This is a genomic window from Bacillus sp. FSL R7-0646, from assembly GCF_037969865.1.
GTDB lineage: Bacteria > Bacillota > Bacilli > Bacillales > Bacillaceae > Bacillus > Bacillus licheniformis.
The window spans coordinates 3,817,758-3,831,641 of the sequence record NZ_CP150217.1 but is presented as its reverse complement, the minus strand read 5'-3'; the positions used below and the strand labels follow the sequence as shown (position 1 = coordinate 3,831,641).

The 13,884-nt window shown below is 46.0% G+C and carries 14 protein-coding genes; 10 read left to right on the top strand and 4 right to left on the bottom strand.

Features of this window, described 5'->3' with window-relative positions:
- Position 1: 1 nt before the first annotated feature.
- Entirely contained in the window at positions 2-679 is a 678-nt protein-coding gene (locus tag MKY62_RS19935) for a uracil-DNA glycosylase (RefSeq protein WP_003186145.1), read from the top strand.
- 47 nt (positions 680-726) lie between these two features.
- Here MKY62_RS19935 and MKY62_RS19930 read toward each other — a convergent pair whose 3' ends face one another.
- Positions 727-2,109, bottom strand: a complete 1,383-nt coding sequence (locus MKY62_RS19930) for an aldehyde dehydrogenase (RefSeq protein ID WP_016886299.1) — start codon at positions 2,107-2,109, stop codon at positions 727-729.
- A gap of 271 nt (positions 2,110-2,380) precedes the next feature.
- On the opposite strand from MKY62_RS19930, the gene MKY62_RS19925 reads away from it, so the two are divergent.
- The 8 genes from MKY62_RS19925 (at position 2,381) to MKY62_RS19890 (ending at position 9,711) form a co-directional block, all read left to right on the top strand.
- On the top strand, positions 2,381-2,689 hold the full coding sequence (locus MKY62_RS19925; protein ID WP_009329807.1) for a YwdI family protein: 309 nt from the start codon (positions 2,381-2,383) through the stop codon (positions 2,687-2,689).
- 39 nt (positions 2,690-2,728) lie between these two features.
- Positions 2,729-4,030, top strand: coding sequence for a purine/pyrimidine permease (locus MKY62_RS19920; RefSeq protein WP_003186140.1), 1,302 nt, complete (start codon positions 2,729-2,731; stop codon positions 4,028-4,030).
- Between the two features lie 67 nt (positions 4,031-4,097).
- The gene (locus MKY62_RS19915) at positions 4,098-4,469 is read left to right on the top strand and encodes a DUF423 domain-containing protein (RefSeq protein ID WP_009329806.1); all 372 of its coding nucleotides are present in this window, start codon (positions 4,098-4,100) and stop codon (positions 4,467-4,469) included.
- Positions 4,470-4,627: 158 nt separating this feature from the next.
- Positions 4,628-5,266 (top strand): response regulator transcription factor, encoded by a 639-nt coding sequence (locus MKY62_RS19910; protein ID WP_011198404.1) that lies wholly within the window; start codon positions 4,628-4,630, stop codon positions 5,264-5,266.
- A gap of 14 nt (positions 5,267-5,280) precedes the next feature.
- On the top strand, positions 5,281-6,387 hold the full coding sequence (locus tag MKY62_RS19905) for a histidine kinase (protein WP_003186134.1): 1,107 nt from the start codon (positions 5,281-5,283) through the stop codon (positions 6,385-6,387).
- Positions 6,388-6,490: 103 nt separating this feature from the next.
- Complete coding sequence (locus MKY62_RS19900; RefSeq protein ID WP_003186132.1) at positions 6,491-7,426, top strand: ABC transporter ATP-binding protein; 936 nt, start codon at positions 6,491-6,493, stop codon at positions 7,424-7,426.
- A 16-nt stretch (positions 7,427-7,442) separates the two neighbouring features.
- Positions 7,443-8,564, top strand: a complete 1,122-nt coding sequence (locus tag MKY62_RS19895; RefSeq protein ID WP_003186131.1) for an ABC transporter permease — start codon at positions 7,443-7,445, stop codon at positions 8,562-8,564.
- A 1-nt stretch (position 8,565) separates the two neighbouring features.
- Positions 8,566-9,711, top strand: a complete 1,146-nt coding sequence (locus MKY62_RS19890) for an ABC transporter permease (RefSeq protein WP_003186129.1) — start codon at positions 8,566-8,568, stop codon at positions 9,709-9,711.
- A 40-nt stretch (positions 9,712-9,751) separates the two neighbouring features.
- On the opposite strand, the gene gerQ is transcribed toward MKY62_RS19890, so the two are convergent.
- Together gerQ and MKY62_RS19880 are read right to left on the bottom strand one after the other, a co-directional pair.
- Positions 9,752-10,279, bottom strand: a complete 528-nt coding sequence (gerQ, locus tag MKY62_RS19885) for a spore coat protein GerQ (RefSeq protein WP_003186127.1) — start codon at positions 10,277-10,279, stop codon at positions 9,752-9,754.
- Between the two features lie 236 nt (positions 10,280-10,515).
- Positions 10,516-11,862 (bottom strand): TrkH family potassium uptake protein, encoded by a 1,347-nt coding sequence (locus MKY62_RS19880; protein ID WP_003186125.1) that lies wholly within the window; start codon positions 11,860-11,862, stop codon positions 10,516-10,518.
- A 419-nt stretch (positions 11,863-12,281) separates the two neighbouring features.
- Between MKY62_RS19880 and bslA the strand changes: the two genes are divergently transcribed.
- On the top strand, positions 12,282-12,821 hold the full coding sequence (bslA, locus tag MKY62_RS19875) for a biofilm surface layer hydrophobin BslA (protein ID WP_011198400.1): 540 nt from the start codon (positions 12,282-12,284) through the stop codon (positions 12,819-12,821).
- A gap of 48 nt (positions 12,822-12,869) precedes the next feature.
- On the opposite strand, the gene hemQ is transcribed toward bslA, so the two are convergent.
- The gene (hemQ, locus tag MKY62_RS19870) at positions 12,870-13,634 is read right to left on the bottom strand and encodes a hydrogen peroxide-dependent heme synthase (RefSeq protein WP_003186119.1); all 765 of its coding nucleotides are present in this window, start codon (positions 13,632-13,634) and stop codon (positions 12,870-12,872) included.
- Between the last annotated feature and the right edge of the window lie 250 nt (positions 13,635-13,884).

Below are 13,884 nucleotides of genomic sequence, written 5' to 3'. Positions count from 1 at the left end.
ATTGAAACAGATTTTGAATGACAGCTGGTGGCAACAGCTGAAGGACGAGTTTGATAAGCCTTATTATCAAGAACTGAGGGAAATGCTGAAAAGGGAGTATGCTGAACACACCGTATATCCTGAACCGAACGATATATACAATGCTTTGCATTATACTTCCTATGAAAATGTGAAAGTCGTAATTCTCGGCCAAGACCCGTATCACGGTCCGGGTCAGGCCCATGGCTTAAGTTTTTCCGTACAACCCGGCGTCAATCCACCGCCTTCTTTGAAAAATATTTTTATAGAATTGCAGAATGACATCGGCGCCGACATCCCGAATCACGGTTCTCTCGTCAGCTGGGCTAAGCAAGGCGTTCTGCTGCTGAACACCGTTTTGACCGTGAGACGGGGCCAGGCAAATTCGCATAAAGGGAAAGGCTGGGAACAGCTCACAGATAGTATAATAGATGTTTTAAACAAAAGAGACAAACCGGTCGTTTTTATTCTCTGGGGCCGGCATGCCCAAATGAAAAAAGAACGAATCGATACATCCAAGCATTTTATTATCCAATCGCCGCATCCGAGCCCGTTCTCGGCTAGAAACGGGTTTTTCGGGAGCAGACCGTTTTCAAGAGCCAATCAGTATTTGGAACAAATCGGGGATGAGCCGATTGACTGGTCCCTTCCGAATCTTTAATCGCTAGAACCGCTAAAAAAGCGGTTCTTCGTTTGTCTGGCTCCTGTCTACCTGAGAAGTTTTTTGATGATCCGCAGCCCGTTTTTCGATGAAGGATAACGGAATGAAATGTCAAACAGGTTTGTCTGTTTTAAAACGCTTTTTTCATGGGAAAACGTCTTAAAGCTGTGATACCCATGGTAACTTCCGATTCCGCTTTCGCCTACGCCGCCGAAGGGGAGGTAAGGTGTGGCTGTGTGCATCAGCGTGTCATTGATACATCCTCCGCCAAATGAAATCCGGCTGAGGATGTGCCTCTGTACCGTTTTTTCATTCGTAAACAAATAGAGCGCGAGCGGTTTAGGGCGGCTTTGAACCATTTGGATAACGTCTTCGATCGTTTCATAGCCGATGACGGGAAGGATCGGTCCGAAAATCTCTTCCTGCATGACCGGCGATTCCCAGTCAGGTTCATCGATAATGGACGGAGCAATTTTGAGTGCGTCTTTTTGATATGTTCCGCCTGTGACGATATTCTCGTTTTGTAAAAAGCGGATTAACCGTTCGAAATGACGTTTACTTATGATTTTTCCGTAAGCCGGATGGCTTTCCGGCTTTTCTCCGTAAAATGTTTGGATCGATTGTTTCAGAGCGCGCATCAGCTCATTTTTTACATCTTTGTGTACGAGCAGATAGTCAGGCGCAATGCAAGTCTGTCCTGCGTTTGTCAGCTTTCCGAAAACAATCCTTTGAGCCGCAAGCTTGAGATCAGCATCCTTGTGCACGATGCAGGGGCTTTTTCCGCCAAGCTCGAGGGTGACTGGAATAAGCTGTTTTGCCGCGGCTTCCATGACAACTTTGCCTACGGGAACACTGCCCGTAAAAAAGATATAGTCAAATTTTTGCCGCAAGAGCTCTTGGTTTGTCTTCACTCCCCCTTCAATAACGGACACATATTCGGGCGGAAAGATATCTTTGATCATCTCGGATATAACGGTTGATACGGCGGGAGCAAGCTCAGACGGTTTGATGACGGCGGTATTCCCCGCAGCAAGTGCGCCGATCAGGGGCGAGACGGCAAGCTGAAACGGATAGTTCCATGGCGCGATGATCAGAACCGTGCCGTAAGGCTCAGGAATGACGATGCTTTTTGAACCGATGTGCGAAACGGCCGTTTTCGCCTTTTTCGGTTTGGCCCATTTTTTTAATCGTCTGCTGATGAAGCGGATTTCTTCCAGTACAATGCCTATTTCCGTCATATAGGCTTCGTGCTCTGATTTATTAAGATCTTTCTGAAGGGCCTCAAGTATGTTCCGTTCATTCTTTTTTACAGCATCTTTTAGAATGTTGAGCTGTTCCAGACGATTTTCAACAGCTAGTGTTGCCCCGCTTAAAAAATATTGCTTTTGCTCGGTAACGGTCGTTTCGATGGAGGTTGTTCGTTCTGCCATTCCCTGTTTCCTTTCGCTTTTAGAAATTCGAGTGAAGTTTTTTTCATTATGGGTGACAGCCTTTTCAGCTGTCAACTTCTGTCCGGAAGAAAATTGGCTTTTTTCACCCGCGTTTTGCCGGGGAATATTCTTTTTTGAAATGTAAAAGACAATGCTTCATAGCAGCAGAGGCAATTTTTCGCAAGGAATATTTGAAAAGTGCATTCGGCATGAGAGAAGTTAATTTGGTAAAATGAAATGAAAACTGAAAACGGTTTGGAGGATCGATTTGATGAACATACATATATCAAGTTTGCTGCAAAAGATGGAGGACGAATTGAAAAAAGCAAAGGAATGCCACCAGGAAAACGAATTGAAAATGCACATCGCGGTGATCCGCTCCCTTTGCGACGTCATTGTGGAACCGCAGCAGGGGCCGTCCGTCCAGTCTTCGCCTTATGTTCAAACGGCCAATAAACCATCGAGCGATCAGCTGATGCTCGAAAAAATGATGGGGAGCGCCGGTGCTGAACAATACAAAAAACAAGAGAAACAAAAGCATGAAGATGACGGCAACGGAGATTCTATTTTTGATTTCTAGGCGCCGTCCGTCTGTTTTAAAAAAGAGAGGTTGATCAACTTGAAACTGCTTTTTGGGGCTTTACAATGGACGGCATTTATTATTGCGTCCGCAATCGTGGTGCCCATTGCAATCGGGCAGTCATTCGGGCTGAACCAGGGAGAGACCGCGGGGTTGGTTCAAAGCACTTTTTTCGTGCTCGGCACAACGGCTTTTATCCAATGTTTATTGGGACACCGCCTGCCGATTAATGAGAGTCCGGCTGGCCTCTGGTGGGGCGTCTACACGATTTATGCCGGTCTTACAGGGACCGTATTCGCGACTCACATCGAAACGCTCCAGGGGCTGCAGGGAGCGATGCTGCTAAGCGCGGTTTTCTTCTTTATTTTTAGTTTATTTAAAGTCATTGATAAGCTGGCTGTGATGTTTACTCCTGTTGTGACAGGCATTTATTTACTGCTGCTGGTCATCCAGCTTAGCGATCCGATCGTTAAAGGTGTCATGGGGATCGGCTACCGGAAAAACGAGGTCGATATACCCGTGTTTTTGCTGGCGGTTGTGATTATGCTGGCTACGTTTCTGATGAGCCGGTCAAACGTTCCGATTCTCAAGCAATATTCAATTTTAATTGCGCTTTTCGGCGGCTGGATCTTATTTGCCGTATTCGGCGTGGCGAAGGCGCCCGAGCGTGCGAACCAGCTGTTCCACCTTCCGGATATTTTTCCTTTCGGCATGCCGATGTTTGACAGCGGGCTGGTTGTTACTTCGTTGTTCATTACAGTTTTGTTAATCGTCAATATGCTCGCAAGCATACGGGTGGTTGAAGGAGCAGTCAAACAGTTTGAGAAGCTGGAAGAGAGGAAGCGGGCCCGTCCGGCCGGGTTTATCGCCTCTGTCAGCCATTTGCTGAGCGGACTGCTCGGAGCTGTAGGGACCGTGCCGATATCCGGAGCTGCAGGGTTTATTCAAACGACGAGGATGTCTTCCAAAAAACCGTTTTTGCTCGGGAGTCTGATCGTAATCGTCATCAGCTTCTTCCCGCTGGTCATGAATACTTTTGCCAGCCTGCCGTCTCCGGTCGGTTTTGCGGTGAACTTCGTCGTGTTTTCAACGATGGTCGGCCTGGCATTTGCCGAATTCGATTCTTATGAAAAGGACGAGGCCGGCCGCATCCGCTTTGTTACCGGGATTGCGCTCCTTGCCGGTGTGGGGGTTATGTTTGTACCTGAGAGTGCTTTGGAAGGGATGCATCCTGTTTTTGTTTCCATTTTAAGCAATGGGCTTGTCCTTGGAACAATCGTAGCGATTGCTGCGGAACAAATACAGCTTAGGAAAAAGAAATATGACAATATCGTGTCATGAGATTTGCATAAGTTGAAATTCATGACATGTACGCTATGATGATAAAGGAAAGGCGGGCGATTTGATCGTGAAATTATTTTTGATTTTAGGTGCTGTCAATGCTATGCTTGCGGTTGCTTTAGGAGCGTTCGGAGCCCATGGTCTTGAAGGGAAAATTCCCGAGAAATATTTGCAAATCTGGCAGACCGGCGTCCAGTATCATATGTATCATGCGCTCGGTTTAATTGCCGTCGCGCTCATCGCGTCAAAACTGGCAGGTGCGGTAAGCGTTTCTGCGGCAGGGTGGCTGATGTTTGCCGGAATCGTTTTATTTTCTGGAAGTTTATATGTCCTCAGCCTTACGCAAATCAGCGTCCTCGGTGCGATTACTCCGCTGGGCGGCGTGGCGTTTATTGCCGCATGGATCATGGTCGTTGTCTCAGCGGTCAAATATTTGTAGTTTTACTAAAAAAGCCAATCTCTGAAAAGGATTGGCTTTTTTTATTTTAACAGGGGCTGATTCATGGTAATTTAATGTTATGAACAGGGCGAAAGACCCGGCTTTTGCATTTTGACAGAAGGGATGTGCACGGCGGAGGACCGGTCTCCGTTCAAACGATGAAAATTAAAGTGATCATTGCGGATGACAATTCATTCATAAGAGAGGGCATGAAAATCATATTGAGCACTTATGATGAATTTGAAGTGCTGGCGACGGTGGAGGATGGCTTGCAGGCGGTCGAATTTTGCCGCGCCCAAGCTGTGGATATTGCACTCCTTGATGTCCGCATGCCCAACATGGATGGAGTGGAAGCTGCGCGGCTCATTTCAGAAACGGGCGCCAAGCCTTTTATCTTAACAACGTTTGATGACGACGAATACATCGTCGCTGCGATACGGAACGGCGCAAAAGGCTATTTGCTGAAAAATGCCGAACCCGAGCGAATCAGAGACGCGATTAAAAGTGTGTTCAACGGCCATATTGTGATGCAGGATATCATCCTCGACAAGATTAAGTCCAATTTGGCGGAGCATAAAGAAGCGGAACCTAAGATAGACGAAAGCCTGTTTACCGAACGCGAGCTCGGGATTATGGCGCTGATCGCCAGAGGGCTGTCCAATAAAGAAATTTCGAAGGAGCTGTTTATCTCTGAAGGTACGATTGCCAATTATATTTCCTCGATTTTGGGGAAAACAGGGCTTGAACATCGGACGCAAATTGCGATTTATTATTTAACCGGTAAAGTTAACTTTTAACCTGGGGGATCACCATGGAATTGCGGATTATGACCGGCAAACTGATTTTGTTGGGATTTATCATCTATCAATGCGTTTTTTCGGAAAGTGACAATCTGCCGTGGCTTGTGTTCAGCCTTCTTGTTTACGTCTGTATCAACCTCGGGATTGCGATTTTACCTAAAGGAAAAACAAAAAAGCTTTTTATTATCATTTCTGTCATCATTTCAATCGTTTCTTATGCAGAAGTGCACCCCCTATTTATTTTATTCCTTCCTTTTACCCTGTGTGAAGGAGCAGCCGATTTTGGGCTGCCGAAGTGGGCGGTACTTGCCGCTTCAATCGTTCCGGTCTTGTTTATCAATGAAAGCATCTCAGCGGTCTACGCGTTGACGGCCGCTTTTCAATTTTTGCTGTACTGGGCGGCAAGCCATGATGCAGCGCGGATTGAAAAGCTTGAACATCATATTGATCAAACGAGAAGAGACCTGCAGAAGCTGACAAACATGCTGCGTGAAAACAAAGAGTTTATCAGACAATCCGAATATACTTATAAGCTTGAGGAGCGCAACCGGCTTTCCCAGGAAATACACGATAAAATCGGTCATTCCATGACAGGAGCGCTGATTCAGCTCGAAGCGGCGAAGCGCGTCCTTGACATAGACAAGGAAAAAGCTTCAGAGCTCCTGCAAAATGCGATTAACATCTCCAAGGACGGGATCGAAAATATTAGATTGACGTTAAAAAGCGTCAAGCCGCCCTCAGAACAGATGGGCATCCACAGATTGAGGCTGTTTATCGATGAATGTTCGGCGCAGTACCATATGAATATTTCATTTTTGCATAAAGGCGATTTGGATGTTATTTCTCAGATTCAATGGAAGATTATTTTTGAAAACATCACCGAAGCGCTGACAAACTCGGTGAAATATGCTGAAGCGACACATGTATCCATCTGTATTCATGTGCTGAATACGCTCATTAAAGCCGAAGTGAAAGACAACGGAAAAGGGCGGCAGAAAATCAAGAAAGGGATGGGGATCATCGGGATGGAGGAACGGGCCGCTTCTGTTAACGGAAAGGTGATCGTTGACGGTTCAAACGGCTTCTCTGTCACCACCCTGCTGCCCAAGCATGAATGATTTCATGAATTGAATATGAATTTTCTCATGTGAAAAAGATGAAATGCTGCACTGCCGCACCATTCATCTTTTTTTTATAATGAAATCAAAATGAGGTGAGAACATGAATGTATTGGAAATCCATCATCTGACGAAAAAATTCGGCGACTTCGTTGCCGTCGACAATATATCACTCTCGATCGAAGAGGGCGAAATATTTGGATTGCTCGGCGCAAACGGGGCGGGAAAGAGTACGACCATTCACATGATTTCGAGTTTGTTGAGAAGCAATGAAGGCGAGATCACGATTCTCGGAAAAAACATTGCGAAACACCGCAAGTTCGCCAAGATGAACATCGGCATTGTCCCGCAGGATCTGGCCATTTACGAAGATTTAACGGCATATGCAAATGTGAAATTTTTTGCCGGGCTTTATGGTCTGCGCGGGGCCCATTTACACAATCGGGTTGAAGAAGCATTGCAGTTCGTCGGTTTAAGTGATAAGCATAAAAGCTTCCCGAAAAATTTTTCAGGCGGGATGAAAAGAAGGCTCAATATCGCCTGCGCGATCGCCCACAGGCCAAAGCTGATCATCATGGACGAACCGACGGTTGGAATTGATCCGCATTCGAGAAATTATATTTTGGAATCCGTCAAAAAGTTAAATGCGATGGGATGCACGATTATTTACACGAGCCATTATATGGAGGAAGTTGAAGAGATCTGTACTCGGATCGCCATCGTTGATCACGGAAAAATTATCGCCGAGGGAACGAAGGAGCAGCTGAAATCGATCATTACCAACACAAAAGATATTCAAGTCGTTCTTAAATCTGCGGAAAATATCGATATCGGCGAACTGAAAACGATCAGCGGCGTGGAAGCGGCCGTTCTTGAAGACAATACGATCAAAATCAACTCGGATGCAGGCGTCAATAATTTAAACCAGATTATTGAAAAGCTGATGAAAAACGGGGCCGAGATTCGTTCATTGGAAGAAAAAGCGCCTAATTTGGAAACCGTGTTCCTGACCTTGACCGGAAGACAGTTGCGCGATTAGAAAGGAGGTCCAAGGTTTGAATACACTCATCATTGCGAAAAAAGAAATTGTATCTGCTTTTCGGGACAAACGGACGTTCCTTTTTATGCTGGCATTTCCGATTGTACTGATTATGATTTTAGGCACTGCGCTGACGAATGCTTTCGATCAACAAGCAGCGGTCGGCGAGGTTCGTGTTTTGTATAAAGACAATTCTGACGGAGCGTTTTCGCAAGGCTTTAAAACATTCGTAAAGGAAGCGAAAACATCCGGCGTTCATTTTAAAAAAGTGTTGTCCGATATGGATGAAAAACAAGAAATCAAACAGGGGAACTACGATGCTTATCTTGAGATCGAAAACAGCGGCATCAAGCTTTACCAAATGGATAAAAACAGTATGAAAAACAGCATTATTCAAGGAATGCTGACCGCGTTTGCAAACCGGTACAATGCCGCAGCGGAGATCATCAAAGCTGCTCCTGAGCAAGCGGGCGCCGTGCTCGGGGACGCACCGGGCGACAATTATATCAAGGAGACGTCGCTCAGCTCAGACAGAAAGCCCAGCTCCATGGATTATTATGCGGTTGCCATGACCACTCTGATCGCGCTTTACAGTGCATTAAGCGCCAGCTATTTAATAAGGGGGGAGCGGCTTAGAAAAACAGCCGACCGGCTGATCGCGGCACCGGTTCATAAAGGCGAGATCTTTGCGGGTAAGCTGATCGGCAATCTTGTGACAAACGGATTGTGTATTTTTGCCGTCGTCGCAGTCAGCAAATACGTATTTAAAGCGTACTGGGGAGAGCATCTTGGGCTTGTAGCGGCCGTGCTGTTCAGCATCGTATTGTTTGCCGTATGCCTCGGCCTCGGCGTCAGTTATTTGACGAGAACGGGGGAAGCGGCAGTGGCGATCATTAACGTGTTGATTCCGCTAGTTGCATTTTTCGGGGGCGCTTATTTTCCTGTCGACGATGCGGAAGGTGTTTTAGCTTTGATCACAGACCTGTCTCCGCTCGCCTGGACGAACGAAGCTATTATGAACATCATATTTGCGGACGATTTAGCGGCAGGGCTGCCTGCCATCTTGCTGAACATCGGCTTATCCCTGTTATTTCTGCTGATTGCCGTTGTCTCATTGCAGAGAAGGGAGGGGCTGTAGGATGAAAGAAATGCTATGGCTTGTCAAAAACACACTGAATGTCACTTTTAAAAAGAAGATCAATATCTTTCTGTTTGTATGTCTGCCCTTGCTAGGCATATTCGTATCGCTTTTGACAGAGGGAAGCATGGAAAAGACGGATTTGCGCGTCGGAATCATCAATCATGACGGCGGACGAATCGCCGAAGATACTAAGGATTTTTTGAAGGGGATCGAGAATGTCAACATCAGTGCGGTCAGTGAAGCAGAAGGGAAAAGTCAAGTTGCGGCAGGGGAGCTTGATTGCGTCATTACGTTTGAACAAGGCTTTTCTCAAAGCGTGCAGAGCGGCGAACCGGCTCACATCGCAATCGCATCTGTCAAAGGCGCTGAAATCACCGGATTCGTGAAATCGTATGTCTATCATTATATTGATAATATCGCCGCAATCGGCAAATCGGCGCAGGGGAATGAAAAGCGCTTTGAGGAAATGTATAAAAATTACCGGAATTCTGAAACGAGTGTCAAAACATCTACGATTGAAGACACGGCGAAAAATAGAAACATGACGGAGCGGACGGTCGGTTTTCTTCTGATGGCGATGCTTTTTTCAGCGGGAAGCTTGACCGAACTGTTAGTAAAGGAAAAAGAGAACAGAACGTATTTCAGGCTTTTGACCACACCGATAACGGCAAGGCAGTACGTCATGTCCAATGTGGCCGTCAGTATGTCTGTCATCACATGCCAAACCTTTTTAACATTGATTATGGTGAAATATGTTTTCCGGATGGAAACCGGCATCTCATTTTGGGAGATGGCAGCGGTGCTGCTGATCTTTGCGCTGAGCGCGGTCGGCCTGGCATTGATCACAGTCGTCTTTGCAAACAGCTCCAGGTCATCCGGGGTATTGCGAAATTTGATTTTTATGCCGACGATCATGCTGTCGGGATGTTTTTGGCCGGTTGAAATCATGCCGTCTTTCGCACAGCGAATCGCGGACTTTCTTCCGCAGCGGTGGGTGTTGGATACGCTGGCAAAATTGCAGGAGGGACAGCAGCTTCAAGGTCTGTATTTGAATATCATGATTCTGTTTGCTTTCGCTGCTGTCTTTTTCCTCATCGTCATTTACAAATTCAAACGCAATAATGATGTGAGAAACTTCGCTTAACATCTATAAAAAAAGGGTTCGGCTTAGTTAAACCGAACCTTTATCTTGGTGTATATGAGGCCATTGAATACGGATAATCATAAGTGATCGGCTCATCAAACGTAATATAGTCAAGATACACCATGAGCAGCAAATAGCGTGTGCCCGTTTTTCTGTCGCTTAAAATGATGTGGTCGCGGCCGGCTGCTTCAATTTCTCCCCGAAAGACTTTCGCATTCCATTCCGGATTGTTTTCGAATGTCATATATACGGTTGCCACTTTTCCGCGATTGAGCCGCAAAATGTTTTCAATGTAGGATTGCTCAAGCGGCAGCATGCCTGGGATGCTCGGTGAAGGCTGCTGTCCTGAAGGCATTGGAGGGACCTGGACGCCTGCCGGCTGCGGCTGGGTCAGCTGGGGACCGGGCTGCTGATACGATTGCTGCCCTCCCATTTGGGTGAAAGGCTGCTGTCCCTGATGCTGGTACATTTGACCCATCTGCGGATAAGGATTGGGGCCCATTTGCTGCCGGAAATCCGGCATCTCAAGCTCCTGAAGCGGCTGAAACTGATTTTTTTTAAATTTCATCTCGTTCCTCCTCATTTCATTGTGTCAAAGTCATGCCTACCATCTATACATGAGGAATGATAAAGTGCTGCTATGAAGACGATCCGGCTGAAAAGCTGTGGGCTGACTCAAGATGATAGATCAATATTTCCCATCCCTTTTACAGTATGAACGGGCGGGAGGGAATATGACGACACATCATGTTGGAAAGAGAAAAACAAAAAGACCGCTCGTGAATAGAGCGGTCTTTCTGCATATTAGCCTGTAATCACTTCATCTTCAGGATGGCGGATCGGCGCCTTCTTCGGCTTGGCCAGCGTAAACGCCATAGTCAGAGGCCCGACGCGGCCGATAAACATCATCATCATGATAACCGCTTTGCCTGCGGCCGTTAAATCAGGTGTCAGTCCCATCGACAGGCCGACTGTTCCGAAAGCGGAAAATACTTCAAAGACGATTTTCAAAAATGGGGCATTCTCTGTGATCGTCAATATAAATAATGCGAAAAGCACGAATAAAAAACTGATCACAATGATGGCTAAAGCTCTTAAAATGGTTTTCATCTTAATCGCCCTTTTGAACACAACCGTCTCGCTTTTCCCCCTTAAAAAGGTGATCGTCGCCAAGATCATAACGATAAACGTTGTCAGTTTAATTCCGCTTCCCGTTGACGCACTTCCGGCTCCGATAAACATCAAAACGATGATTAACAGGAGGGACGGCGTTGTCATCTGGGCGATATCAAGCGTATTGAATCCGGCAGTTCTCGGTGTCACGCCTTGGAAGTAAGCGCCCCACATTTTGTCGGCCAAAGGCAGTCCGCCGAGCGTACCCGGATTCGAGTATTCTAAAATGAAAATCAGCAACGCGGCTGTCGTATTGATGATCAATGTTCCAACGATCATGAGCTTGGAATGCAGCGATAATTTCCGGAAGTTTCGCTTTGTCCATAAATCCAGCAGAACGGTAAAGCCGATTCCCCCTGTAATGAAAAGGCCTGTGATGACAAGGTTGACAATCGGATCGCCGACATATTGAGACAAGTTGTCAGGCCACAGGGAAAATCCCGCATTGTTAAAGGCTGAAATCGTGTTAAACAAACTATGAAACAAGCCTTTTTGCAAACCATATTCAGGAACCCATCTGATCGAAAGGATCAGAAACGCCACAAATTCTATGACAATCGTGAAAATAAACAGGTGCTTGACCAAGCGGACAAGCCCGCCTAAAGAAGTCTGGTTAAATGCTTCTTGAACAAGAATCCGCTGCTGCAAGCCGATTTTTTTGCCGATCATCATGACGACGAGGACGGCAAACGTCATTAAGCCGAGCCCGCCGATTTGAATCAGGCACATAATAACGGTTTGTCCGAAAACTGTAAAATCTGCCCCTGTATCTACAACAACAAGGCCAGTTACCGTAGTTGCCGAGGTGGCCGTAAATAAAGCATCCACCCATGAGATATAAGTAGTGGAGGCGCCAGGCAGCTTCAATAAACAAGCCCCGATCGCAATGATAATCAAGAAACTAAGAGCCAGCGTCTGCGGCGGACTAATATTGATGATCTTACCTTTTACAAGATTTGAAGAAACCAATTTAGGCATTTTTCGTTCCTTTCTTCATCCATTCAAAACATGAATGGAGAAAAAGCAAGGTTATGTCAATCATAAACTCGGTTCGTGATGCTTCAATAATGTCAATAATGTACAGCCAGATCCATCGTTTGTCAACAAAAAATCAGGAGAATGAAGAGAAGGGAAGCGGGCAGGCCTTTTGTCCTTTACTAAAGCACAGCGGAGAAAATCAAGAGGAACAACGCCTGGTTAAATTCTATTATTTTGCATTTATTTTAAAAATATGACATGGAAAACATTTACTACAAGCAGAAAAAATGGTAGTTTTTAATAGAAATCACCAAAGTGCCGGCGCTTTGGAAAGAAGGCGTTGCTTGATTTTACATCTTTCTTGCACGCTTTCGTCATGACGAATATGAAAAAAATGATGACTTGGGGGAATTGCTGTGTTGAAAAGAATGTATCGTTCTAAATTGTCAATCTTGGCGGTTAGTCTCGTGATGATGGCTTCGATTTTCCTGCCTTCGTTCCAGGCCAGCGCCCAAACAACAAAAACTGAATCTGTCTACCGCCCGGCTGCGAGCGCTTCCTTGTATTCGGTGATAACAGGCGCCAGCAAACAGGAGTGGTCGTTCTCGGATATTGAGTTAACATATCGTCCTAACTCAATCTTGGCGCTGGGAACGGTTGAATTTACTTTGCCGTCGGGATTTTCCGCCACAACGAAAGATACGGTGAATGGAAGAGCGCTGACAACAGGGCAAATTTTGAACAACGGAAAAACGGTAAGGCTGCCGCTTACAATTGATCTGCTGGGCATTGCGGAGTTTAAGCTGGTGCTGGCCAACAAAACGCTGCCTGCCGCAGGAAAGTATACATTCCGGGCGGAGAACAGAGTACTGGGGCTCGGATCGACTTTCTATGCCGAATCTTCAATCGAAGTGCAAAAACGGGCGACTCCGCCTACACAGCCGTGCAACTGCAAGTAAATAGGCAAAAAAGCTCCAAAGACCTCGGCCTTTGGAGCTTTTTTATCATTACACATGCAAAAATGCAGGCAGCTGTTCTTTTGCAAGGCGGTTGCCGACAAAGAACGAACCGAATTCACCGTAGCGGGCGCTTACTTCATCAAAGCGCATTTCATAGACGAGCTTTTTGAACTGAAGCACATCATCTGAAAAGAGCGTGACACCCCACTCATAATCGTCAAATCCGATTGAGCCGGTAATAATCTGTTTTACTTTTCCCGCATAGCCGCGTCCGATCATTCCGTGGCTGCGCATCAAGTTTCTTCTCTCTTCCATAGACAGCATGTACCAGTTGTCATCGCCCGATCTTCTTTTATCCATCGGATAGAAGCAGACATATTTGGCATCCGGGAGCTCAGGGTACAGGCGCGCCCGCACTTGCGGATTTTCGTAAGGGTCCCCGTCTCCGCTTCCCATATAGTTGCTCAGCTCGACAACGGATACGTATGAATAAGCAGGTATCGTGTATTCAGCGAGTTTGGATTTATTGAACTCGAGTTCGATTTGATTTAATTCCTCCATCGTAGGGCGCAAAATCATCAGCATGAAGTCCGCTTTCTGGCCGACGATGCTGTAAAGCGTATGGCTTCCGTTTCCTTCTTTTTGGGCAGCTCCCCATTTTTCAAGAAGGCCGGTAAATTCGCTGATAATGATCTGGCGCTCATCGCTTGAAAGCATTTTCCATGCGGACCAGTCCATTGTCCGGAAATCGTGAAGGGCATACCAGCCGTCAAGCGTTTGTGCGGCTTCATTCGTTTTTTGCTGTTCGCTCATTTTGCAATCACTCCCAATTTGTATGTACTTGTCTTCATCATATCATAGTTTGCCGCGTTTTATCCGTTTAGAAGTTTTGAACAAAAGGTGACCATCTGTCGTATAACTGGGAAAGGCTGTTATATACTAATAGAAGTGTTTAAAGCCTTTCTGAAATTAAATTAATTAAAAAAAGCGTTTAAAAAGTGTAAACGTTATAATAAAATACAGAAGGATTGAATTTATATCACAAAAGAGTATGCTTAATAGA

Excerpts from the sequence above, each read along its gene's own strand:
- MKY62_RS19930 (WP_016886299.1), bottom strand. The coding sequence starts at position 2,109 with ATGGCAGAACGAACAACCTCCATCGAAACGACCGTTACCGAGCAAAAG.
- MKY62_RS19925 (WP_009329807.1), top strand. The coding sequence starts at position 2,381 with ATGAACATACATATATCAAGTTTGCTGCAAAAGATGGAGGACGAATTG.
- MKY62_RS19890 (WP_003186129.1), top strand. The coding sequence starts at position 8,566 with ATGAAAGAAATGCTATGGCTTGTCAAAAACACACTGAATGTCACTTTT.
- MKY62_RS19905 (WP_003186134.1), top strand. The coding sequence starts at position 5,281 with ATGGAATTGCGGATTATGACCGGCAAACTGATTTTGTTGGGATTTATC.
- MKY62_RS19910 (WP_011198404.1), top strand. The coding sequence starts at position 4,628 with ATGAAAATTAAAGTGATCATTGCGGATGACAATTCATTCATAAGAGAG.
- MKY62_RS19900 (WP_003186132.1), top strand. The coding sequence starts at position 6,491 with ATGAATGTATTGGAAATCCATCATCTGACGAAAAAATTCGGCGACTTC.
- gerQ (WP_003186127.1), bottom strand. The coding sequence starts at position 10,279 with ATGAAATTTAAAAAAAATCAGTTTCAGCCGCTTCAGGAGCTTGAGATG.
- MKY62_RS19880 (WP_003186125.1), bottom strand. The coding sequence starts at position 11,862 with ATGCCTAAATTGGTTTCTTCAAATCTTGTAAAAGGTAAGATCATCAAT.
- hemQ (WP_003186119.1), bottom strand. The coding sequence starts at position 13,634 with ATGAGCGAACAGCAAAAAACGAATGAAGCCGCACAAACGCTTGACGGC.